This window comes from Bradyrhizobium sp. UFLA05-125, from assembly GCF_059803515.1.
In genome coordinates this window covers 3261-27292 of record NZ_JBANBJ010000087.1, presented here as the reverse complement: position 1 = coordinate 27292, position 24032 = coordinate 3261, and the positions used below count along the sequence as shown (strand labels likewise).

Genomic DNA, 24032 nt, shown 5'->3' with positions numbered 1-24032 from the left:
ACTCCCTCTCGTGCTTGCGCGACGCTTCGTGAGGTAATGACACACCGCTTCATGCCACAGGCGTCGTGCGAATGTCGCTTGCTTCGACAGGGCGAACTAACCGCCCCTACGCCCTTGTCGCAGTTTTGTCATCGAACGATGGTCCGATCTAGCAGGTGGCCGAGCGGTCCGCCAAGTCCGCCGGCCAGGACCGATGGAGACCGACATGCACCTGATGCGCGCCCTCCGCTTCGCTCTTCTGTCGCTCGCCGCCATTCTCGGCTTCAGCTCTCAAGTCTACGCGGCCGACATCACCGTCTATACCGCGCTGGAGGCCGACCAGCTCAAAGCCTACAAGGCTGCTTTCGAGAAGAGCAACCCGGGAGTCAACATCCTCTGGGTGCGCGACTCCACCGGCATCATTACCGCGAAGCTCCTTGCCGAGAAGGCCAACCCGAAGGCCGACGTGGTCATTGGCCTCGCCGCGACCTCGCTGATGCTGCTGCAGAAGCAGGGAATGCTCATGCCCTACGCCCCGGCCAACCTCGACAAGGTCACTCCGACCATGCGCGATCCGGCTAATCCGCCGGTGTGGGTCGGCATGGACGTCTGGGCGTCGGCGTTCTGCGTGAACACGGTCGAGTCCGACAAGAAAAAGCTCCCGATTCCGAAATCGTGGGCCGATCTGACCGACCCCGTCTACAAGGGCCAGGTTGTGATGCCGAATCCCGCCTCCTCGGGGACGGGCTTCCTGATGGTCTCCGCCTGGCTGCAGATGTTCGGCTGGGACGGCGGCTGGAAATACATGGACGAACTCCACAAGAACGTCGCTTCCTACATGCACTCGGGCTCCAAGCCCTGCCGTCAGGCTGGAGCGGGTGAGTACGCGATCGGCCTCTCGTTTGAGTACCGCGCCAACAAGACCAAGAAGGACGGTGCCCCGATCACCATCGTCCTGCCCAAGGAAGGGCTCGGCTGGGACATGGAGGCGACGGCGATCATGAGCACGACGAAGCAGCCCGAGGCCGCGAAAAAGCTTGCCGACTGGGCCGTGACCCCCGAGGCCAACAAGCTCTACGCCGAGAGCTACGCGATCGTAGCGCTCGAGGGCATTGCGAGCCCGCTGGAGTTTGTCGAGGGTGACATCCAGAAGATGCTGATCAAGAACGACTTCGCCTGGGCTGCCGAGAACCGCGAGCGCATTCTTGCGGAGTGGATCAAGCGCTACGATGGCAAATCCGAGCCCAAGGGCTGATCACGGTTCGGATTGATCCGGCCGGCAACGGCGGGCCGTCGCCGGGAAGCGCGGGGGACAGGGTTCATGGACACCGCATCAAACATCGAGCCTTATCTGCGCATACGCAACGTCACCAAGACGTTCGGTTCATTCGCCGCGCTGTACGCTATCGACCTCGACATTATGCCGGGCGAGTTCGTGTCCTTCCTTGGACCGTCCGGCTGCGGCAAGACCACACTTCTGCGCGCGATCTCGGGCTTGGATGTCCAGACCAGTGGCTCGATTCACCAGGGCGGGCGCGACATTTCGACCCTCCCCGTCGCCCAGCGAGACTTCGGCATCGTATTCCAGTCCTACGCCCTATTTCCCAATCTGACGATCAAGGACAATGTCGGCTACGGTCTCGTCTCGACCGGCAAGTCGCGGGGCGAGATCGACAAGAAGGTCAGCGAGCTCCTCGCGCTCGTGGGCCTATCCGACCAGGCGAACAAATATCCGGCCCAGCTCTCGGGCGGTCAGCAGCAGCGCGTTGCACTTGCCCGCGCCTTGGCGCTATCGCCAGGGCTTCTGCTGCTCGACGAGCCGCTCTCAGCCTTGGACGCGCGGGTCCGCGCTCGACTGCGCGGCGAGATCCGTGACCTCCAGCGTCGGCTCAACGTGACTACGATCATGGTCACGCACGATCAGGAGGAGGCACTCACCATGTCCGACAGGATCGTGGTAATGAGCAAAGGCAAGATCGAGCAGGTCGGCACCCCGGGCGAGATCTACAGCCGCCCAGCCACTGCTTTCGTCGCCGACTTCGTCGGCAAGATGAACTTCCTCCAGGGGCTACTCCTATCCGGGAACCGCGCCGATGTAACAGGTGCGGTGCTCACATTCTCAGAAGAGGTGTCGCTCGGTCAGGGGGCGCCGGTGATCGTGTGCTTGCGGCCCGAGGATGTGGTGGTACGGAATGTCACGGGGGACAATCGCCTGTCGGTGCAAGTCGGCGTCATGGAGTTCATCGGCAACCATTTTGCAACGACGCTGCACGCCAACGGCACCAGTCTGAATTTCTCTGCCGATCTCTCGATCAACGACGTGCGCGATCTCGGAATAACGCCCGGAAGCACGATCGACGTGCGCCTGCCACCGAACCGGCTGCGCGTGTTTGCCCAGCCGCCGGCCGCGACCTGAGGGAGACGGGCCATGGCGACGTCAACACTGGGGTTGCAGGCCGCGGCGACACCACTCAGACAGCAACTTGGGCGAGATGACTGGATCATGCGCGGCGCCCTCGTGGCGCTCGGCGTCTGGCTGGTCTTGACCGTGCTCCTGCCGCTATGGGCGCTCCTGTCGAAGAGCTTCCAGGGAGCGGATGGCAGCTTTGTTGGCCTCGCCAACTTCGCCGCCTACTTCGCCAACCCGAGGCTCGCGATCTCGATCTGGCACTCTGTGTGGGTCTCGGTCCTGAGCACCATGATTTGCGTTCTCCTCGCCTTTGCTTACGCTTACGGGCTCAACCGCAGCTGCATGCCGGCGCGCGGGTTGTTCCGGATCATCGCACAGATCCCGATCCTTGCCCCCTCGCTCCTGCCAGCGATCAGCCTCGTCTACCTGTTCGGCAACCAGGGGCTTGCCCCGTGGCTGCTGTTCGGAGGCTCGGTCTATGGCCCGATCGGGATCGTCATGGGCGAGGTGTTCTGGACCTTCCCGCACGCGCTCATCATCATCTCGACCGCGCTTGCGATCTCGGACGCCCGGCTCTATGAGGCGGCCGAGGCGCTACGCGCGAGTCCGAACCGCACCTTCTGGACTGTCACCATCCCGGGCGCGCGCTACGGCCTGATCAGCGCGATCTTCGTGGTGTTTACGCTCGTCATCACGGATTTCGGTGTGCCCAAGCTGGTCGGCGGCCAGTTCAATGTGCTGGCGACCGACATCTACAAGCAGGTGGTCGGCCAGCAGAACTTCCAGATGGGCGCCGTGGTCGGCCTCATCCTGCTGCTGCCGGCCGTGATTGCGTTCCTCGTCGACCAGATGATGCAGCGTCGGCAGTCGGCGTTGCTCTCGGCGCGGGCGGTGCCGTACGCGCCCAAGCCGGATCCCATGGTCGATCGACTGATGCTGGCCATCTGCACGCTGATCGCCTTCGCGATCCTGGTGATCCTCGGCGTTGCGTTCTTCGCGTCGATCGCCACCTTCTGGCCCTACAATTTGACGCCCAGTTTCAAGAACTATGATTTCGACATGATGGATGGTGGTGGTTGGGCCAGCTACTACAACTCGCTGATCATGGCGGGTCTCACCGCGCTATTCGGTACCGCGATCGTGTTCAGCGGCGCTTACCTCGTCGAGAAGACACCGCGTTTTCGCGAGCCCCGTCGCTTCGTCCAGTTCCTGGCGCTCCTGCCACTGGCGGTGCCGGGCCTGGTCCTGGGCCTCGGGTACATCTTTTTCTTCAACAGCCCCACCAACCCGCTCCGTTTTCTCTACGGCACGATGGCGATCCTGGTGATCTGCACGATCTCACACTTTTATTCGGTGTCGCATCTGACTGCGGTGACGGCGCTCAAGCAGATCGACCAGGAGTTCGAGACCGTATCGGCCTCACTGCGCATACCGTTCTGGCGTACATTCGCCCGCGTGACCCTGCCGGTCTGCCTGCCGGCTGTCCTGGACATTGCGATGTACCTGTTCGTGAACGCGATGACGACCGTCTCGGCTGTGGTCTTCCTCTACTCGCCTAACACTACGTTGGCGGCGATCGCCGTCCTGAACATGGACGACGCAGGCGACGTCGCGCCGGCAGCAGCGATGGCGATGGTCATCTTCGTGACCTCTGCTGTGATCCGGGCAGCCTACATGGTGATCACCCAGGGCTACCTCGCCCACTCGCAAGCATGGCGGACGCGGTGAGCGCGCTTCTGGGCGAGTTCGACCTCGCGGTCGTCGGCGGCGGCATTTGCGGCCTTGCCCACGCGCTCGCGGGCGCGCGTCGTGGTATGCGGGTCGTGGTGATCGAGCGCGATGCCCAGGCGAACGGCGCCTCGATACGCAATTTCGGCTTCGTCACAGTCACCGGTCAGCAACGTGGCGAGTGCTGGCGGCGCGCGATGCGATCGCGCGATATCTGGGCGGAAGTGGTGCCGGCGACTGGTATCCGCGTCGAGCACCGTGGGCTCGCCGTGGCGGCCCGGCGGCCCGAGGCGGTCGCTGTGATCGAGGCATTCCGGGACACCGAAATGGGCACGGCTTGCGAACTCTTGACGCGGGACGCGGCTGCCGCCCGTTTCCCGATGCTGCGGACCAACGAACTGCAGGCAGTGCTGGTGAGCCCACATGAGCTGCGTGTGGAATCGCGAGTGGCCGTGCCGGCATTGTCGCGGTGGCTGGCCGAGGCACACAACGTCACGTTTCTCTACCAGACGCTTACGAAGGCGCTGACGCCACCTGTCATCGAGACGACACGGGGAACGGTCAGGGCCACGCTAAGCGTGGTATGCCCAGGCGATGACTTCCTCAGCCTCTATCCCGAGCGGCTCGCCGCCTACGGTCTGACACGCTGCAAGCTTCACATGCTGCGGGTCGGCTTCGCTGCCGCAGCGCCGCGGTTCAACGCAGCAGTGATGTCGGACCTCGGACTCGTCCGTTATCTCGGCTACTCGGAGCTCCCGGAAGCCGCTGCTTTGAAAAAGCGATTGGAGGCGGAGCAGGGTGAGCACCTGGCCAATGGCGTGCATCTCATTGCCGTCCAGAGCGAGGATGGCTCGCTCGTCGTAGGCGACTCGCATCACTACGCCGCCACGCCCGACCCGTTCGGTCCGGATTCAGTGGACGAACTGATCATGGAAGAGTTCCGGCAGGTGGTGGCTTGTCCTGTGCCCGTCATCCGCGAGCGCTGGATCGGTACCTACGCTTCGGCGTCCGACCGCCTGATGCTGATCGATCGCCCCTCGGATGCCGTGCGCGTCGTGGTGATCACCAGCGGCACCGGTGCCAGCACCGCTTTCGCAATCGCTGAGGAAGTGATCGACGAGCTGACGACAAGGAGCCAACCCGCATGACGGAGAAATTCGAGCGCGTTCGGGCCGTCGTGTTCGACTGGGCCGGGACGATCGTGGACCACGGGTCGCTGGCGCCCATGGGTGTGTTTGTTACGGCATTCGCGCGCTTCGGAGTCGAAATCACGATCGACGAGGCGCGCGGGCCTATGGGCATGGCCAAGCGCCCCCACATCGCCACGCTGATGCGGCTGCCACGGGTGGCCGCCGCCTGGCGCGACAAGCACGGGCGCGAGCCTACCGAAGCCGACATCGATGCAGTCTACGAGGTGTTCGTCCCGATGAACGTCGAGGTCGCGGGGCTCCACGCCGACGTGATCCCGGGGGCGGCCGAGGCCGTCGCAGAGCTGCGGCAGCGCGGCGTGAAGATCGGTTCGAGCACCGGCTACACGCGCGACATCATGGCCAAAGTCATCCCGATTGCAGCCGCCCAGGGCTATTCGCCCGACTGTATCATCTGCACCGGCGACACGCCCGACGGGCGCCCGACTCCGTTCATGCTTTACAAGGCCTTTCTTGAGCTCGCGGTGTGGCCGGCATGGGCCTGTGTCAAAGTCGACGACACAGAGGTCGGGATCGCCGAAGGCCTCAATGGCGGCTGCTGGACCGTGGGCGTGGCCGTCACTGGCAACGTGTTCGGGCTGTCACTTGCCGACACCGCCGCATTGTCATCGCAGGCCTTTGCCGCACGGCGTACGGCGGCCGCGAACCGCCTCGAGGGCGCCGGCGCTCACTACGTGATTGACAGTGTCGCTGACATCTTCCCGGTAATCGAAGCGATAGAAGAGCGCCTTACCAGGGGTGAGCGGCCGTGAACGAGGCAGAGGGCGATGGAAACCTCTCGGGAGAACGGCAGGCCTGGCGGGCGAAACATCTCGACCCAATGACACGCGAACTGCTCGACGAGGATGAGCGCTGGTTTCTGCGGCAATCGCTGTCCACGCCGTGCCTCAACGTGGCAACGCGCGCGGAGGGCTGCCACATCGTCGACCTGCAAGACCGGCGCATTCTCGATTTTCATGGCAACAGCGTGCACCAGGTCGGCTACGGCCACCCTCGCGTGGTGGCCGCGATCAAGTCGCAACTCGACACCTTGCCTTTTTGCCCGCGCCGCTACACCAACAAGAGCGCCATCGACCTCGCCCGCCGTCTGGCCCAGCTGGCGCCGGGTCATCTGGAGAAGGTCCTTCTGGCCCCCAGCGGCTCGGCTGCAATCGGCATGGCGCTCAAACTCGCCCGCTACGCCACCGGTCGGCACAAGACGCTGTCCATGTGGGATGCGTTTCACGGCGCCAATCTCGATGCGATCTCGGTCGGCGGCGAGGCCCTTTTCCGGCGCGAAGTCGGGCCGCTGCTGCCGGGCACCGAGCATGTCCCGCCGCCCGGGCTGGCCGAGCGCTTCTTCGGGCAGGATGGTCGCGGGCATGAGCGGCTCGCGGACTATATCGACTACGTCCTCGAGATCCAGGGCGACGTCGCGGCCGTAATCGCCGAGCCCATGCGCTGGACCACGGTCGAGCCGCCGCCGCCGGGCTTCTGGCCAAAGGTGCGGGCGAGCTGCGACCGGCACGGGACCCTCCTGATCTTCGATGAGGTGCCGAGCTGTCTGGGCCGCACCGGCACCATGTTCGTATGCGAGCAAGTCGGGGCTGCACCCGACATTCTCGTGCTCGGCAAGGGGCTGGGCGGCGGCATCATGCCGATGGCGGCCATGGTGGCGCGAGCCGATCTCGACGTGGTGCCGGATGGTGCGCTGGGCCATTACACGCACGAGAAGAGTTCGGTCGGCTGCGCTGCGGCCCTTGCCACGCTCGATGTGATCGAGGATGAAGGGTTGCTCGCCGCGGCCCGCGAACTCGGCGCCCATGCGCTCGAACGGCTGGAATTGATGGCACGCCGGGAGCCCGGAATATCTGGGGTGCGCGGCATGGGTCTCTATCTTGGCGTCGAGATTGGTCGCCGCGGAGAACGCGAGGCCAATGCGCGAGCCGAGCGCCTGCTCTATCGCTGCCTGGAGGCAGGCCTGAGCTTCAAGCTGGGAGGCGGCAACGTGGTCACCTTGTGCCCACCGCTCACGATTTCCCGCGCCGAGCTCGACCATGCCTTGGACATCTTCGATGGGGCGATGTCCTCCCTGCGATAGAGCGGGTGGCATTGGGATGAATCGTCATCGCGCATCAGGTCGTTGTTTGAGCATGATCTCCGCGCAAACGCGTTCCGCGTTGTCGCGAGGGAGGGGCGCTTCCCCACCCTCTTGTGGTGCTGGTTTGCTGCATCGTTCAGCCCCGAATGACCATTCGATGAATCTTCGAACGATCATGCTTCAGCGCGAAAACGGATATAAGCAACCGATCTCTGCACGCCCTCATGAGCAGCTCGCCGAGCTGCCGCTCGCGTGTCTTGAAGGAATGCATCGTGCAACAGTCGGCCAGCGCAAAGCCCTCGAGCTCGCCGAAGCAATCGAAGATGATCTCGGCAACCTTGCCCGTATATTCGACGACGTCGAGGCAGGGACTTGGGACTTCAACCGGCGCACCGTTGGGTGAAGGCGGGATGGCATTGGGGTCGCCCCCAAGCCCGGCGACGCGATCCGCCAGGAATGCGACATACCGCTGCAGCACGGCAAACCACCGGTTTGACGGCGCAGTCTGCTGCAATCGCCATTTCATGATCGCCAGCGTGTCTTCCTCGGGGCGCAGCATCACGGCGGACGTCGAGACCGGAATCTTGATCTGAAACGTCCCGATGACATATCGCCAGGAAAACGGTTGGCGCGGAACAGCGACGTCCGGATTGGCACTCCTCCCGTGCGTTGGCCTCTGGATCGAAACATCGCGTTTCGAGACTTGCCGCCCCACGCGCCTGACGATCACGTTGAATTCCTCGCCGGTGACGACGGTGGAGGGAAGGTCCACCGTAAGGAGACCTGCGAAGTTTTCACCCGCATTCATCGGAATCGGCACGTAGGTGACGCCACCCGTGATCTTGCACTGGATCGTATTCGCGTCTCCTGCCGTCAGGGAGTGCGCGGGATAAAGCTGCGACGCAAGCGCAAGCACGTCGGAGGCCTGAACCTGCGGCCAATAGATCGAGGCGACGCTCCCGTGTGGAATCCTGCCCCAGTCGATCATCAGCTCGTCGACGAGTGTCTTTCGGCTGACCATGGTGCTCGGCCGGATATCGAACGTTTGCGGGATCCGGTGCGTCGAGGCGGGCCCGGGATTGTCCGAGACCGTCACCTGGAGATTGCGCTGGGCGAGCTTGTCCGACGCCTCGGGACGCGCTCCGACGAAGATCGGAGCATCATCGAACGCGATCTGGGCCACCAGACAGTGGTGAGTTCCGGCAAGCCATGCCAGAGCCTGCTGCCCGTCGATCACGTTGGCGGAGTCATAGAGGTTCAGGAAGCACCCGTAATAGGCCCAGATGCTGTCCTTCCCGCTCGCGATCTCGATATCGCGGTTGTTGACGCCGCCATTATCGTAATCGGTGTTGCTGCCGAGATTTCCCGTCGCGAAGAAGGGGAGCGTGACGTGACCGGCGCCGACCTGGGGTGAACCAGGCAAGCCCGCCGCGTCCGGATTGAAGGGGTAGGTCGTGCCCGTTTGATAATCCGTATCCGGGCTCTGCGTCACGAACAGCCTGAAGAACACGCGTGCATTGCTGGCCTCGCCGGCCGGTCCCGCGGTGCCGCGCATGCGGACTCGCGCCACCGCGAAGTTGTAGTTGTTGAAGATCTTGAACGTCGGCGGAAACGTGGTGAACTGGAGCGTGAATGGAGTTACGGAGGAATCGGCCTGCAACGCCGCCCCCTGGCTCGGGAGAATCGAGTTGAAGGGATCGACTCCCGCCGGGTCGCTGAAATTGTTGTTCAGGAACGTGAGCAGGTCCTGGATATAGGTGAACGCGCCGTTGACGCTGTCACTCGCGAACGCGGGCGCACCGGCGACCGGATGCCGGGACAAACCTGGCGTCGCGGTGAAGACCCTGAGGTCCTGGCTCAGATAGAAGACATTGTTCTGGGTCGGATCGACATTGGTGAAGTAGGGATCGGCGCCCGCCACCAATTCAAACAGCGTCGAAGCGTTCGTACCCGGCACCTGGTTGCCGTCGGTCGCAAGGAAGGCATCGAGTTCAAAGGTCTGGCTGCCGGACGCCGGGAAGTCCGCGAGCGCCGCATTCGTGAACGTGATGTCGAATGGAACGCGAATTCTCTGCTGCGCTCCGGGATCTGCACCGTTCTCGAAATCGATGTTCGGGTTCTGGGCAATCGTGACGCCGTTCAGGTTGGCAAACGCTCCGGTCGGCACCGGGACCGTGACGTTGAGAGAGCTGAACGTGTTCTTGCTGAATCCGTCGACGACGAGCCAGAACGCCTGCTCGAAAATCCCGCCGCTCGTGTTGATCACATCCTGCACTTCATCCTTGCCGAAGGTGTCCTTGTCCACCAGGAATGTCAAAGTCCCGGTTGGAAGGATGCAGGCGTTGTCCGCCTTGCTCCAGTATGCCTGGACGGAGCAATTGACGCCGTTGACGTCAATCGTCGCGAACTGGTTGTTGCAGGTGTCGCCGATCTCGTCGTTGGTGACCGGCGTTCCGTCGGCATTGGTGCCGTTGACCAGGATGCTGTTGTTCGAGGTATCGACGTCGGGGTTGGTGCACGCCTCGATCAGTTCGTGGGAAAAGACCTTCGTGACGCAATTGTGCCCCGTGAGCGAGCCCGTATTGTCAACCCACGCGTAATATCCTGTGACGCCCTTGTAGGTGAAGCTCTGGTGCTGCCCCACGAAGTCGTTGGTCGTCGTCAGCTTGTTGTTGATGCCCGGTGGCACGATCACGGCATAGAACCGATTGTGGCCGGATGCCGGAGGCGGCATGCTCGTATGGTCGAGTCGATCCTTGAGCATCGTCTTGACGTCGTCATCCGTGTACTGATCTGCCGGGCTCGTGCTGTCGTTGAGATCGGTGAAGATCAGCGTACCTTGCGCGACGCCGCGATACTGGCGCAGGCCGCCCATGTAGGGGCCCGTCAGAATGCCGATGATCGCTTGCTTGTACTCGTCGCTGGAAGGAGACGGAGCGGGTGTCGTGGTCCAGAAGCTGCCCCAGAAGACCAGAATCACCTCGACATTCGTGAGAACGTTCCCGCCGCCGTCGGTCGTGCTGGTCACCGTATAGTCTGCGGAAAACTGCTCATCGCCCGCTCTGGGTTGGCTATGCGGACGTACGCGCTCGACGATCCCGCTCAATTTTTTTGATCGGCTGGCCTTCTTGGGCATCTCTCCCTCCGCTCCACTGGCCACCCCGTTTGAAGATTACTACCTGTACGGGAGTTCCAGTGTGAACTGGCTCACCAGCCATCACGCGTCGGTCAGATCAGCGCCAAGATGCGATCATCGCGCAAAGGACAACCGATGCCGCCTCCTCCGTTTCCGAGATCATCAATCCTTTCGGACGTAGCGCCAGAGCAGATCGGCGATCTCGACGCGGCGCTGGGCTCTCGCTTTTGGTGACGACATGTCCCAGGCGAATTGCGCCTCGAAGGTGTGACGGTTGGCGACCGCGAAGAAGCTCAGCGCGTTCAGCGTCATGTGCAGCTCGATCGGATCGATGCCGGGGCGGATCACGCCGCCAGCGACGCCGCGCTCCAGCAGCTTGGCGATCTGGCTGATGCTCGGCTGCGTCATCTCCTTGAGCTTGCGGCTGACGGCGATGTGCCGTCCGCGGTGGATGTTCTCGATCGACACCAGGCGGACGAACTGCGGATGGGCCTGGTGGTAGTCAAAGGTGAATTCGGCGAGGGCGCGGATCGCAGCTTCCGGCGCCAGCGCTTCGAGGTGAAGGTCCTCCTCCGCGGCGCGCATCCCGGCATACGCCATCTCGAGCACCGCGATGAACAGCTCTTCCTTGGAGTTGAAATAGTAGAAGATCAGCCGCTTGGTCACGTCGGCGCGCGCGGCGATGGCGTCGGTGTTGCCGCCGGAGAGGCCATTCTCGGCAAACTCCTCGAAGGCGATGTCGAGAATCTCCTGCCGCGTCCGCTCGCGGTCGCGCCGCTTGATTGGCGCGGCTTTTGCGGCCCGCGCGGGCTGTTTCTTCACACTTGGCATCTGACGGTTCGATCCCTCAACCACCCGCAAGCGGGTTCGCCGCTCATCAATAGCCCAATTGCCGCCTCTTGACATTAATTATCCTACGGATTAATTAGTAATTAACCTATGGATTAATTAAGGGAGAGGCGGATGGGCTCGCATGAGCCGCAGAGTTCGGCCGAGAAGGGATGGTCCGCATGACCGCCCTCGGCCTCGCCCATCTCACGGCCCTGGACCTCGCCCCGACGGCCCTGGTCACCGAGGCCGCGCGCGCTGGTTTTGCCTCCGTCGGCCTGCGCTTCATCGCCGCGACACCGGACGGACCGGCCTATGCGACGCGGGTCGGCACCGAGACGCACCGCGCCCTCAGGCAGCTGCTGGCGGACGAGGGGGTACGGCTGAACGACATCGAGTTCGTTCAGCTCACGCCCGACATCGATGTCGCCGCATTTGCCGGCGTGCTCGAAGCCGGCGCCGATCTCGGCGCTACCGCGGTCACCGCCTCGGGCGACGATCCCGATCGCTCTCGTCTCACCGCACATTTCGCCGAGCTGTGCCGGCTTGCCGCGTCGTTTGGCCTGCGCGTCGACCTCGAATTCATGCGTTGGCGGGTGATCGGCAATCTGAAGCAGGCCGAAGCGGTCGTGCGCGAGGCCGGCCAACGAAACGGCGCTATCCTGGTCGACGCCTTGCATCTTTCGCGCTCGGGCGGCGCGGCCGGAAATTTGATTTCGATTCCGGATCAGTGGCTGCGTGCCGCACAGCTCTGCGACGCCGGCGCGACCATGCCGAAGACGGATACTGCAATCATCGCCGAGGCCCGCGAGGGACGGCTACCGCCGGGCGAAGGCGCCCTGCCGCTCGGCGCGTTGCTGGACGCCCTGCCCGCCGACACCAGCCTCAGCGTCGAAATGCCGTTGCCGGCGCTGGACGCAAGGGAGCGGATCGCCACGGCATTCAACGCAACCAGGCACTTGCTCGAAGGCCGGCTCCGCGGCGCCCGACGCCGCGGCTGTTGCGGCTGGGCCTAACCAACGGAACGGATGACATGACGAGAATCAGGATTGGCGTGATCGGCGCCGGATTGATCGGGCGCAAGCATCTGCGCAAGCTCGCCGAGCATAGCGACTATGAGCTCGTTGGCATCGCCGACGTGAATGCCAAGCAGGTCGCAGCCGAGCAGCCCGGCGCACGCGTGTTCGCCGACTATCGCGAGCTGCTCGACGAGGCGCGGCCGCAAGCCGTGATCATCGCCTCCCCCAATCAGCTTCACGCCGAGAACGGCATCGCTTGCGCGAGGCGCGGCATCCACATCCTGATCGAGAAGCCGGTCACCGATACGCTGCAAACCTCTGCCGATCTGACCGCCGAGGTCCGGAAGGCCGGCATCAAGTCGCTGGTCGGCCATCACCGCCGCCATCATGAGCAGGTGAAGACGTTGAGGGCGCTGCTTGCCGAGGGCCGTATCGGCGATGTCGTCGGCGTCTCGGCGATCTGGGCGACGCACAAGCCGGCGGAGTATTTCAAAATCGCGCCCTGGCGGTCGCAGGCCGGTGGTGGGCCGATCCTGATCAACCTCATCCACGAGATCGACTTCCTGCGGTTTACGATCGGCGAGATCAACGCCGTTGAGGCAATCACGGCGAACCGCCAGCGCGGCTTCACGGTCGAGGATACCGCCGCCGCGCTCATCGAGTTCGAGAGCGGCGCACTCGGCACGTTCTTTCTCAGCGACTGCGCGGCGACCCCCTGGACGACGGAGCAGGGACTCGGCGAGGCGCCGGAGTTTCCGTTCAGCGGGCAAAGCAGCTACCGCGTGATGGGCCGTCGCGGGGCGATCGAGTTTCCGAGCCTCGATCAATGGACGCAGGAAGGCGACGCGCAGGACTGGAACAAGCCGATCCAGGCTCAGGCCAACCATGCGGCTTCAGTCGATCCCTACGTCGCCCAGCTCGATCATTTCCGCGATGTCATTCGCGACGTGACGCCATCGCTGCAACCGGTCGAGGACGGCGCGCGCAGCCTGTTGGTGACGCTCGCCATCGCCGAAGCCGCGACGTCGGGACGGCGGATTGATCTGCGTGAGCGCTACGGGGCGCTCTCGACTTCATAGCGCGAGATTCTCGCCGTCGTCCGACGGACAGGAACGGGTGAAGCCACGCCAAGAGGGCCGCCTGGAGGGAGGAGCAAGATGAACTATCAGTTCGATTTCGGGCCCGTGCTCGACGGTCTGCCGGACCTGCTCTGGGGCTGCGCCGGCACTCTCGGCCTTGCGCTGTCCGGCATGGTGCTGGCGCTCATCATCGGGATCGGCGGCGTGGTGCTGCGCGATTCCCGCCTCGCGGCGCTGCGCTGGCTGGTCAGCGCGTTTGTCGAGGTGATCCGCAACACGCCGTTCCTCGGCCAGATCTACTTCGTCTTCTTCGCGCTGCCGGTGGTGGGCATCCGCCTCGATCCTACGCTGACCGCGATCATCGCGCTCGGAGTCAACGGCGGCGCCTATGCGATCGAGATCATCCGCGGCGGCGTACAGTCGATCAACAAGGGGCAGATCGAGGCTGGACTGGCGCTCGGCCTGAGCCGGCCCCTGATCTTCCGCCTGATCGTCCTGAAGCCGGCCTTGCGCGCAATTTTTCCATCGCTGACCAGCCAGTTCATCATGCTGACGCTGACGACGAGCATCGCATCCGCGATTTCGGCCTATGAGCTGACCTCGGTCGGACAGGCGATCGAGACCAACACGTTCCGCAGCTTCGAGGTCTATGGCGTCGTCACGCTGCTCTATCTCGCGATGTCGTGGATGCTGATGCAGATGTTCGCGCAGATCAACGCGCGCTTCCTCAGCTATCCCCTGAAGTGAGGGCGGCCATGGACAATAACCAGCTCCTGTTCCTGCTCGGCGGCCTCAAATGGACGCTCGCCCTGTCCGCAATCGGCTTCGTGCTCGGCTCGGTCGCAGGCCTCGGCGTTGCGCTCGCGCGTACCTCAGGCATTCGCTGGCTCGAGCGCGCCACCGCCGGCTACATCGCACTGTTCCAGGGCACGCCGCTGTTGATGCAGCTCTTCGTGGTCTATTACGGGCTCGCCCTCGCCGGGCTGAAGCTCGATCCCTGGGTCTCGGTCTCGATCGGCTTCACCCTGCATGCCAGCGCCTTCCTCGGTGAAATCTGGCGGGGCTCGATCGAGGCTGTACCGCGCGGACAGGTCGAGGCCGCCAAGGCGCTCAGCCTCAATTACTTCGACCGGACGCGGGATGTCGTGCTGCCGCAGGCGATCCGAATCTCGCTGCCGGCGACGATCGGTTTCCTGGTGCAGCTGATCAAGGGCACCTCGCTCGCCGCCATCATCGGCTTCACCGAGCTGATGCGCGCCGGAACCATCGTCTCCAACCAGAACTTCAAGCCGCTGCTCGTGCTGGGTCTCGTCTGCGCGCTCTACTTCGCGCTGTGCTGGCCGCTGTCGATTTACGGCACCTGGCTCGAGCGGCGCCTCGTCACTGCGGCGCGGTGAACAATTCAACACAAACCAAGGAGGGAATGATGACCAGGATCAGGACAACTCAACTCAATCGCCGTCACATCCTGGCGCTCGGAGCCGGCGCCGTGGCTTCGCCATTCGTGCTGTCCCGGCCGGCCTTTGCCGTGACGCCGGCGGAGATCAAGGCCCGCGGCAAGGTGCTGATCGGAATTCAGGGCGATAATCCGCCCTGGGGATTCGTCAATTCGTCAGGCAAGCAGGAAGGTCTTGACGCCGACCTCTCCGAGCTGTTTGCGAAGGAGCTCGGCGTATCCGTCGAATTTACGCCATTGGCCGTCGCCAATCGCATCCCGGCGCTGACCTCCGGGCGCGTCGATATCCTGTTTGCGACCATGGCGATGCTGCCGGAGCGGGCCAAGGCGGTGCAATTCTCAAAGCCATACGGCGCCAACATCATCACCTTCATCGCGCCGAAGGAGATGGAGATCAAATCGCCGGCGGATATGGGCAAATATGTCATCGGTGTCGCGCGCGGCAGCGTGCAGGACACCGACGTGACCAAGGCGGCGCCTCCCGGCACCACCATCCGCCGTTTCGACGGCGATGCGCCGACCATGCAGGCTTTGTTGTCCGGTCAGGTCCAGGCGGTCGGCGGAAACATCTTCTACGTTCCGCGCCTGAATGAATCGAAACCCGGCTATTACGAGAACAAGCTCGAATTCACAAAACTCTATAACGGCGCCTGCACGCGGCTCGGCGAGAAGGACATCAACGCCTTTGTGAACGCCTTCATCGACAAGATCATCGCCAGCGGCGAATGGGGCAAGATCTATCCGAAGTGGATGAACAACCCGCTGCCGGCCTTTCCCGACAGCATTCCCGGCATCCCCTTCACCGCCAGCTAACGGAGAGCGCCATGTCGGTCGCAACCACGGCGGAGCCGATGATCGCAATGCGCGGCGTCAATAAATGGTATGGCACGTACCAGGTGCTCACCGACATCAATCTGGCGGTCCGCGCGAGCGAGAAGATCGTTCTGTGCGGGCCGTCCGGATCGGGCAAATCCACCCTCATCCGTTGCATCAACGCGCTGGAGACCTATCAGAAGGGCGAGATCGTCGTCGACGGCGCCCATCTGGGCGGGCAAGGCAAGGCCATCGATGCCGTGCGCCGCGAGGTCGGCATGGTGTTCCAGCAATTCAACCTGTTTCCCCACATGACGGTGCTGGAGAACTGCACGCTGGCGCCGATCCGCTCGCGCGGAATACCGCGCTCCCAGGCCGAGGAGACCGCGCGACGGCTGCTCGACCGTGTAAAAATCCTCAATCAGGCGGACAAATACCCGGCGCAATTGTCCGGCGGCCAGCAGCAACGCGCGGCGATCGCGCGTGCGCTCTGCATGGAGCCGAAAGTGATGCTGTTCGATGAGCCAACCTCGGCGCTCGACCCTGAAATGGTCAAGGAGGTGCTCGACACCATGATCGGCCTCGCAACGGACGGCATGACCATGATCTGCGTCACCCATGAAATGGGATTCGCCCGGCAGGTCGCCGACCGCGTGATCTTCATGGCGGAGGGACGGATCGTCGAGGAGGCGGAACCGGAGACCTTCTTCAGGACTCCCCAGCATGAGCGCACCAGGAAGTTTCTGGGCGAGATTCTGTCGCAGCATTGAGGGCCATTGGCTACGGCGCCGTCATCCGGTGACCAGGGCCCGGCCCGGACGCGCGAAGGTACTGCGTCCGTCTGCGACCACGGCCTCGCCTGCGACGAATACCGAACGGATGCCCGCGGGCATTTCCGTCGGCGTCTCGAATGTCGCCTTGTCCATGATGGTGTCGTCGAACAGGGTCAGATCAGCGATCATGCCCGGCCGCAGAATGCCGCGGTCGGACAGGCCAAAGCGCTGGGCGGGCATCGCGGTCATTCGCCGGACGGCATCCTCCAGAGTCAGCCAGCCTTGCTCACGCGTCAACCTGCCGGCGACGCGCGGGAAACTGCCATAGGCGCGCGGGTGCGGCTTGGTGCCCGGGCGCGGAATGCCGTCGGAGCCGACCATGTGCAGGCGGTGGGTGAAGGCCGCGCGCAGGTCGGCCTCATCGAGCTGGAACATGATGATGCCGGTCTGGCCCTGGTCTTCCTCGATACACTGAACCATGAGATCGAACGGCGAGATGCCGAGCTCGCGCGCGGCGTCGACCATCGACTTGCCCTCGAGCGGCTTCAGCGCGGGATTGCCGGTGCCGGAAATGCGCACATTGTGCCAGCCGATCAGCACGATCTTGGACTGCGCGGCATGCGGATCGGGATCGCCTTCCTCCACCAGCGCGCGGAGCGCCTCGCGCTTGCCTGGATCGCGCAGCCGCGCGCGCAGTGCGTCGATGCCGCCTTCGAGCGCGGCCGGCGGCAGCAATTGCAGCATGTAGGAACTGCCGGCCGGATACGGATACATGTCGAAGGAGATATCGATCCCCTCCGCCCGCGCGGCCTCGAGCCGGTCGAGCGCCTTTGGGATGGCGCCCCAGTTCGGCTTTCCTGCCGACTGCAGATGCGACAGCAGACCCGCGGCGCCGGAGGCGCGCAGGATCGCGATGAATTCGTCGATGGATTTCAGCAGGCCCGCTTCGTAGCTGCGAATATGGGCCGTGAGCAGCTTGCCGTGAGCGCGCAGGGTCGCTGCCAGCGCGCACAGTTCATTGGTATCGGCATAGGCGCTCGGCGGATAGACGAGGCCGAGTGACAGGCCGGCCGCGCCCTGGCTGAGCTGCTGCGCGAGCAAAGCCTGCATGGCCGCGACCTCCTGGTCCGTCGCCGCACGCCGTTCGTAACCGAGCACGGCGAGCCGGATCGCGGCATGCCCGACCAGGGAGACGAGGTTGAGCGCCACGCCCGGCCCTTCCAGGGCCAGCCGGTAGCCGGCGAAACTGTCGAAGACTTCGTTCGCCCGAGTTTCGCCCGCGAGCCCCGAGAAGTGGAGGCGCAGCATCTCGGCGGAGCCTGCCGTCGCCGGATAGAGCGAGAAGCAGCAATTGCCGACCACGAGCGTGGTCACGCCTTGCAGCGCCTTCTCGGGCCTGTCAGGCTCGCGCAGGCAGATCAGGTCGTCATGGCAGTGGGCGTCGATGAAGCCCGGCGCAAGGTAGCATCCGCGCGCGTCGACGACTTCGGCCCCGTCCGCGGGCAAGGCAGCGCCGATCGCCGCGATGCGGCTGCCGCTGATGCGCAGGTCGGCCTCGAACCACGGCGCGCCGGTGCCGTCGATCAGGCGGGCATTGCGGATCAGGGTATCCCTACCTTGGTTCGAACCTTGGGGCATGCTCCCCTCCTTAGTGGACGGCCACGGCGTCTCGCGGCACTTCCTCGGCGAAATCGGGAATCGATTCGATCCGTCCCAGCACCACGACATAGAAGAAGATGCCGATCAGCAGCACGACGCCGGCGATCATGAAAGCGCCGGCAAAGGATTGAGTCCAGTCGACCACGATTCCGGTCACGATCGGCGCGAGCACGCCCATCATGTTGTTGGTGAAATTGAGAATGCCGCCGACCGTTCCCGCGCCGCCCTTGGGCGCGATCAGCGACACGATCGAGGACCCGACGGGCGCCGCGGCGGACAGCCCCGAGATCGCGATCGACAGCCACAGCAGCGCCCAGCCCGGCTTCACGGTGAACGCGGCGCCGATCACCGCGAGCCCCATCAGCATGCCGACGATGATCACCGACTGGCGCACCCTCGTGCTGTCGTAGCCACGCGCGATCAAATGATCCACGAGGAATCCGCCGATCAGGAGGTCCGACAATGTCGCAAAGATCCAGGGGATCGTCGAATAGCCCGCGGCCGACATCAGATTCATATGCATGGTCTGGGCGAGATAGCCCGGGAGCCAGGTGAGGAAGAGATAGAAGGTGTAGCCATAGGCTGAGAACCCGATGGTCAGCCCCCAGACCTTGCGGTTGCGCAAGAGGTAGCCGAGCATGCGGCTCTGCCCGGCCGTCGCCGGGCCTTCCGGCGTGCCGCCGCCAGCGACGATATAGTCATGCTCGGCCTTGGAGAGCCTGGGATCCTCGCTGGGATTTCGATAGATGACGTAGTAGGCGATGAAATACGCAAAGCTCAGCAGCGCCGTGACGCCAAAACCCCAGCGCCAGCCGTAGAGAAAGATCACAAAGGCAACCAGCGGCACACCGATCACGTTGGAGAATTTGGCGGCGGAATCGAAGATCGCGGTCGAACGCGCGCGTTCGTCGAGCGGAAACCAGTGGCCGGTCGCCTTCTGACTTGCCGGAAACGCCGGCGCTTCGGCGACCCCGAGCAACAAGCGCGCGCCGAAGATACCGTAAAGTCCGCTGGCGAGCGCGGTGATGGTGGCGGCGACCGCCCACAGGAAGCTCGAGGCCCGGCCGACCTTGGTGACGCCAAAGCGGTCGAGCACCATGCCGCCGGGAACCTGCAGCAGCGAATAGGTCCAGAAGAACGCGCTGCCGAGCAGGCCGATGTCGGTGGCGGTGAGGCCAAGCTCCCTGGTGAGCTCGGGCGTCGCGGCGGAGAGTCCGACGCGATCGATGTAGTTGATGAGAATTCCGACGCCGAGGAGACAACCGATCAGCCATCGTCGCCCGGGTACCTGTCGGCTTGCGTTCGCCATTTTGAATCCTCTCTAGACCGCCGAATCCTGTCTTTCGTCTCGTCGAAACACGGGACCGAAAGAGCTTTCGCCGCGCCGGTTATTGCATTGTCTCTTATAGTGGACAACGTTACCTTATAGCGTCATGCTAGATATTCCCGAGCCGTGATGTCAAGTCCAGACATTCCAGACTGCCCCACCTGAATGCGTCGCGCACGCGGCAATGACCGCGCGAGGACAGTGCACGACACGATGCGGATGCATCGTGGGTTGTGCTGCCTGGCGACTCGGCTCAGTTGCGATCTGAGAGTTCGGTTGCGGTGGCGACCAGGTCGTCGAGCAGCGCAGTCCTGCGTTCCTTCAGCGAGTCCGCGGGAACGACGAAGCAAAGCGTCGCGACCGCGACCCCCTTCTTGTCACGGATGGGCGCGGCAAGACACGACGTAAACCGATCGGAAAGTGCCGTCGTCACGCATCTGCCTTCGCGCCTCGCGCGCGCGACATCCTTGATGAAATCACCGACATCGAGCAGGCGTCCGTCCGGAAGATGAAAATCCTCTTTCGGAACGAACGCGCGAATCTCCGAAGGGCTCATGTGATCCAGCAGCAACCTGCCGGATGCGGTCCACGGCAGCGGCACCTCGATGCCGACATCCGTCGTGATCCGGAACAGGCCCGACCCGTCCCTTGTATCGACCACCACGTATTTGCGACCACGTAGCGCGCAGAGTTGCGCGGTCGCGCTATGCTGGGTCGCCAGCCGGTCGAGGGCTTCGCGGCACCGGCGATGCAGGGGATTGGCTTCCGCATAGGCCTGGCCGTAGAGATGCACCGCCTTGCCGAAATAGACCTGACCGCCCTCGCCAACGCTCTCCAGCAGGTCCGCCTCGATCAGGCGGTTGGCGATGGCATAGACCGTCGACCGCGGCGCGCCCATTTGCTTCGCGAGGTCGCTGAGCCTGGAGGGCGCGCGCAAATGCAGCAGCGCTTCCAGGAGATCGATGGTCCGATCAATCCCGTTCTGGCGTTCCGCGGGCTCGGCGCCCTTTTTGGATGCGGCCAAACTTCACACGTCCTTTCGTCACGTTCGCGCCCGCGGCTTTTGGCACAAACCGCATCGACAGTATAGCGTCCGGCATTCGGGATCGATCAATCGGCGTTGGATGAGCTCACGCCCTCCTCTACCCCCGCGCCTTGCTCCAGTCGGGGCCGACCGGGCCCGACACGCCTTCGAACGCGCCATCGACGAGCTCGAAGACGAGAATGCGGCTGGCGTCGACCGGGCCGGGCATGGTGATGCGGCCTTTCGGCACCGGCTTGAAGCCGACGCGCTCGTAATAGGGCTCGTCGCCGATCAGCAGCACGATGGCATGGCCGTGCGCCTTCGCATCCTCCAGCGCGCGCTCGAGCAGGAGACGGCCAACGCCGCGGCCGCGGAACGGCGGCTCGACCGTGAGCGGGCCGAGCAGCAGCGCCTTGGTGTCGCCGATCGTGATCGGCAGTTGGCGCACCGAGCCCACCATCAGCGTGCCGATGCGGGCGGTGAAGGAGAGCTCGAGCAAATGGTCGACATGCTCGCGGATGCGGTATGCGCTGAGCACGAAGCGGCCGGGTCCGAAGGTGCGCTCGTGCAGCCGCTCGATCGCCTGCGCATCGCCGACGGCCTCGGGAAGGATGGTGACGGAGAGATCGTTCATCTGAGCACAGCGTTTTCGAGCGAGGTGGGCACCGGTTCGCGTTAAGAAAACGCGTCAATACAAGGAGCGGGTTAGCATCTGGGAGCACGGAGGTCCACCGGCGCGGCACTCAACTTCAGTTCCTTTTCAGTGCCGGCCGGGACAGGTAAGCGAGCATCTTCATTTCCCGCCGTCCCCGCGTCACCGTGTCCAGCACGAGGCCCGAAGACACCGACAAGAGTGCCATGATCATCAGGCCCATCGACAGCACGGCGGTCGGCAGGCGCGGCACGAGGCCGGTCTCGATGAAGGTGATCACAATCGGGATCGCCAGGATGATCGACATCAGCGCCAGCAGGATTCCGATCATCGTGAAGAAGCGCAGCGGCCGCTCGGAGCGGTAGAGCTTGAGCATGGTCCCGAGGATGCGAAAACCGTCGCGCCAGGTGTTGAGCTTCGAGAACGAGCCTTCGGGGCGCGCGTAATAGGGCGTCTCGACCTCGGCGACCGGCAGCGACAGCTCGAGCGCATAGACCGCAAGCTCGGTCTCGATCTCGAAGCCGTCGGAGAGCACGGGGAAGGACTTGACGAAGCGGCGCGAGAACACGCGGTAGCCGGACAGGATGTCCTTGAAGGCCTGGCCGAAGGTCGACGACAGGAAGCCGGTCAGCATGCGGTTACCGGTGCGATGGCCGAGCCGGTAGGCGGCCTGTGCCTGATCGATACGAAGGCCGACCACCATGTCGAGATGCTCGTCGAGAAGCTTGTCGATCATGCGCGATGAGCTCGGCGCATCATAGGTCGCATCGCCGTCGACCAGCACATAGACGTCGGCTTCGACGTCGGCGAACATGCGGCGCACCACGTGGCCTTTGCCCTGCCGCCGCTCGCTGCGCACGATCGCACCGGCGTCGCGCGCGACGCTTGCGGTGCGGTCGCGCGAATTGTTGTCGTAGACATAGATCTCGGCCGAGGGCAGCGCCTTGCGGAAATCGGCGACGACGGTGGCCACCGCCGCCTCCTCATTGTAGCAGGGCACCAGCACGGCGATGCGAAGGTCAGTCGATGTCATCGCGACAGCGCTCCAGCGCTTGCGGCCCCATGACGGAGCGGCACCTCTTCAGAGGCTTCCACCGGCTGCATCAACGCGGCAAAGGACGTGCTCCACAGCGTCAGCATCGCGATCGGCACGACGTAATAGGGCGTGAAGACCGGGTGGCTCAGGAAGAAGACGAGATTAACCAGGAGATTGCCGGCAGCAACGAGCGCGACCTGGCGTACGCCGCCGTCGCCCGTCCGCAGCAGCCAGGCGGTCGCGCCGACCGCAAGCACGATCAGAACGAACTGCATGTCGTGCAGATACTGGCCGAGCACAGCAACGCTGAAGGCCGGCGCGACGACGTCGGCGCTGCCATAGGTGGTGGCGAGCGGACTGCCGGCGTTGACGGCCTGGGCGACCAGGGTCGGCGACATGCCGGCCAGAACAGCAATGCCGAAGCCGAGGCCCTGTGCAAAGGTGATGAACTTGCGCGACCACACGAAGGGAATACCGAGGAACAGGAAATAGCCGGCCGCAAGTAGCGCATTGGGCAAGCGGAAATTGACCGAGAGCCCCAACAGGAGCCCGATCAGCACGGCGGGCCACAGGCTCTGCCGCGCCCTGACCAGCCACCATGCGGTCAAGAATCCCACGGCAGCGCAGACCGCCATGGTCGGTGCGATCGAATAGCTCGCCTTGGCCGGGTTTATCATGAGATAGACGGCGAGCGCGCCGAACAGGCCAGCACCCGCAGTCAACGGCAGCGTACGCGCCGAGAAGATGCCGAGCAGCGCAAGGGCACAGACGATCAGACTCGCGCTGACATAGAGCGGCACCACCTGATGTCCTTCCGGAAACAGCGCCAGCAGTGCGCCCGTGCCGGGCGGATATTGCAGCACGAACTTGTCGCCCGGCATCGGCGTATGGCAGGGCCAGCGCGCTGGCTCCTGCCATTCGGCGTAGGCGATCTCCTTCAGCTTGCCCTGGAAATAATGATCGTAGTCCAGCGCCGCATTCGTGTTGAGTCCACCGATGCCGAAGCGCTGGAACAGATGGGCCTGACGCAGATAGCAGACATCGTCATAGACACCGCGCGCCTCGTTCCAGCGCGACATCGTCACGATGTTGCTGGCGAGGATCGCAAGGCAGATCAGGCCGAAGGTAATTTTGAGGCTCTTCATCCGTTGTCCATGACGCGCTTAAGGACGCAACAGCCCCCTGGCGGAGCACGCCGCCCTACTAGCATAGCCGCACCTCATCGCCACGTCGCAATCTGCGGACGGCCCTCCAGCACCTCCGCAATCCGCAGCCGCGTGCCGGGCGTGGTGCCCTCGGGCAGGGCCGAGCTTGCGAAGAATCCGCATTCGACGATCTCGCGGTTGGGCTTCGGCAGGCGGTCCTGCCTGAACTCCCTGACCACATAGACCGCGACATGGTCGCGGCGCGAGACGTGACCGTTGAGGAAAATGCCGTGCAGCATCGCCTCTCCGGTGAGGTCGATATCGCCCTCCTCCTTCAATTCGCGCCGCATCGCAGCTTCCATTGTTTCGCCGAGATCGACACCGCCGCCCGGCAGATACCAGCCATTGACATAGCTGTGCCTGACCAGGAAGACGCGATTGTCCCGATCGAGCACCACGGCGCGGACGCCGAGCGTCATGCCGCGGGCAAGCAGGAAGTAGGAGTGGAAGACACGCCGCAGCAGGTATTCGTATCTCCGTCGCATCTGGTCCAGACGTCCTGTCATCAGGCTCCTTCCAAAACTCCCTGCAAGCTTTCCTTGAAGCTTTCCTTGAAGCTTTCCTTGAAGCTTTCCTTGAAGCTTTCCTTGAAGCTTTCCTTGAAGCTTTCCTTGAAGCTT

General features: G+C 63.8%; 21 protein-coding genes. 12 read left to right on the top strand and 9 right to left on the bottom strand.

Annotated elements, in window-relative coordinates; genetic code table 11:
- Positions 1-214 precede the first annotated feature (214 nt).
- From SO156_RS40110 to pbfA, 6 genes are all read left to right on the top strand, one after another.
- Positions 215-1234 carry a putative 2-aminoethylphosphonate ABC transporter substrate-binding protein gene (locus SO156_RS40110; RefSeq protein ID WP_498538632.1) on the top strand — a complete coding sequence of 340 codons (1020 nt, stop codon included), beginning with the start codon at positions 215-217 and terminating at the stop codon, positions 1232-1234.
- 66 nt (positions 1235-1300) lie between these two features.
- Complete coding sequence (locus SO156_RS40105) at positions 1301-2395, top strand: putative 2-aminoethylphosphonate ABC transporter ATP-binding protein (protein ID WP_458147356.1); 1095 nt, start codon at positions 1301-1303, stop codon at positions 2393-2395.
- Positions 2396-2407: 12 nt separating this feature from the next.
- On the top strand, positions 2408-4117 hold the full coding sequence (locus SO156_RS40100; protein ID WP_458147357.1) for a putative 2-aminoethylphosphonate ABC transporter permease subunit: 1710 nt from the start codon (positions 2408-2410) through the stop codon (positions 4115-4117).
- Entirely contained in the window at positions 4114-5265 is a 1152-nt protein-coding gene (locus SO156_RS40095) for a TIGR03364 family FAD-dependent oxidoreductase (protein ID WP_498538628.1), read from the top strand. The genes SO156_RS40100 and SO156_RS40095 overlap by 4 nt, the downstream gene beginning before the upstream one ends.
- A complete protein-coding gene (phnX, locus tag SO156_RS40090; RefSeq protein ID WP_498538627.1) occupies positions 5262-6077 on the top strand; it encodes a phosphonoacetaldehyde hydrolase in 816 nt (271 codons plus the stop codon). The genes SO156_RS40095 and phnX overlap by 4 nt, the downstream gene beginning before the upstream one ends.
- Positions 6074-7405, top strand: a complete 1332-nt coding sequence (pbfA, locus tag SO156_RS40085; protein ID WP_498538626.1) for a (R)-1-hydroxy-2-aminoethylphosphonate ammonia-lyase — start codon at positions 6074-6076, stop codon at positions 7403-7405. The genes phnX and pbfA overlap by 4 nt, the downstream gene beginning before the upstream one ends.
- Before the next feature lie 136 nt (positions 7406-7541).
- Here the strand turns inward: pbfA and SO156_RS40080 are convergent, their stop codons facing one another.
- Both SO156_RS40080 and SO156_RS40075 read right to left on the bottom strand, forming a co-directional pair.
- Entirely contained in the window at positions 7542-10541 is a 3000-nt protein-coding gene (locus SO156_RS40080; protein WP_498538625.1) for a hypothetical protein, read from the bottom strand.
- Between the two features lie 162 nt (positions 10542-10703).
- On the bottom strand, positions 10704-11372 hold the full coding sequence (locus SO156_RS40075; RefSeq protein ID WP_458147362.1) for a TetR/AcrR family transcriptional regulator: 669 nt from the start codon (positions 11370-11372) through the stop codon (positions 10704-10706).
- A gap of 179 nt (positions 11373-11551) precedes the next feature.
- Here SO156_RS40075 and SO156_RS40070 point away from each other — a divergent pair, with 179 nt between their 5' ends.
- The 6 genes from SO156_RS40070 (at position 11552) to SO156_RS40045 (ending at position 16506) form a co-directional block, all read left to right on the top strand.
- Complete coding sequence (locus SO156_RS40070) at positions 11552-12385, top strand: sugar phosphate isomerase/epimerase family protein (RefSeq protein WP_498538624.1); 834 nt, start codon at positions 11552-11554, stop codon at positions 12383-12385.
- A 17-nt stretch (positions 12386-12402) separates the two neighbouring features.
- Positions 12403-13467, top strand: coding sequence for a Gfo/Idh/MocA family protein (locus SO156_RS40065; RefSeq protein ID WP_498538623.1), 1065 nt, complete (start codon positions 12403-12405; stop codon positions 13465-13467).
- A gap of 78 nt (positions 13468-13545) precedes the next feature.
- On the top strand, positions 13546-14214 hold the full coding sequence (locus tag SO156_RS40060; protein WP_498538622.1) for an amino acid ABC transporter permease: 669 nt from the start codon (positions 13546-13548) through the stop codon (positions 14212-14214).
- Between the two features lie 8 nt (positions 14215-14222).
- Positions 14223-14864 carry an amino acid ABC transporter permease gene (locus SO156_RS40055; RefSeq protein WP_458147366.1) on the top strand — a complete coding sequence of 214 codons (642 nt, stop codon included), beginning with the start codon at positions 14223-14225 and terminating at the stop codon, positions 14862-14864.
- A gap of 38 nt (positions 14865-14902) precedes the next feature.
- Positions 14903-15736, top strand: coding sequence for a transporter substrate-binding domain-containing protein (locus tag SO156_RS40050; protein ID WP_498538631.1), 834 nt, complete (start codon positions 14903-14905; stop codon positions 15734-15736).
- Between the two features lie 11 nt (positions 15737-15747).
- Positions 15748-16506: an amino acid ABC transporter ATP-binding protein gene (locus SO156_RS40045; RefSeq protein ID WP_458147368.1), complete on the top strand. Its 759-nt coding sequence runs from the start codon at positions 15748-15750 to the stop codon at positions 16504-16506.
- 21 nt (positions 16507-16527) lie between these two features.
- On the opposite strand, the gene SO156_RS40040 is transcribed toward SO156_RS40045, so the two are convergent.
- From SO156_RS40040 to SO156_RS40010, 7 genes are all read right to left on the bottom strand, one after another.
- Positions 16528-18147: an N-acyl-D-amino-acid deacylase family protein gene (locus tag SO156_RS40040; protein ID WP_498538621.1), complete on the bottom strand. Its 1620-nt coding sequence runs from the start codon at positions 18145-18147 to the stop codon at positions 16528-16530.
- 10 nt (positions 18148-18157) lie between these two features.
- Entirely contained in the window at positions 18158-19477 is a 1320-nt protein-coding gene (locus SO156_RS40035; RefSeq protein WP_498538620.1) for an MFS transporter, read from the bottom strand.
- Positions 19478-19748: 271 nt separating this feature from the next.
- Complete coding sequence (locus SO156_RS40030) at positions 19749-20519, bottom strand: IclR family transcriptional regulator (protein WP_498538619.1); 771 nt, start codon at positions 20517-20519, stop codon at positions 19749-19751.
- Positions 20520-20637: 118 nt separating this feature from the next.
- Positions 20638-21153 carry a GNAT family N-acetyltransferase gene (locus SO156_RS40025; RefSeq protein ID WP_458147372.1) on the bottom strand — a complete coding sequence of 172 codons (516 nt, stop codon included), beginning with the start codon at positions 21151-21153 and terminating at the stop codon, positions 20638-20640.
- 115 nt (positions 21154-21268) lie between these two features.
- Positions 21269-22204 carry a glycosyltransferase family 2 protein gene (locus SO156_RS40020; RefSeq protein ID WP_458147373.1) on the bottom strand — a complete coding sequence of 312 codons (936 nt, stop codon included), beginning with the start codon at positions 22202-22204 and terminating at the stop codon, positions 21269-21271.
- Positions 22201-23352, bottom strand: a complete 1152-nt coding sequence (locus tag SO156_RS40015) for a hypothetical protein (protein ID WP_498538618.1) — start codon at positions 23350-23352, stop codon at positions 22201-22203. The genes SO156_RS40020 and SO156_RS40015 overlap by 4 nt, the downstream gene beginning before the upstream one ends.
- A 74-nt stretch (positions 23353-23426) precedes the next feature.
- Positions 23427-23918 (bottom strand): NUDIX domain-containing protein, encoded by a 492-nt coding sequence (locus tag SO156_RS40010; protein ID WP_498538617.1) that lies wholly within the window; start codon positions 23916-23918, stop codon positions 23427-23429.
- Between the last annotated feature and the right edge of the window lie 114 nt (positions 23919-24032).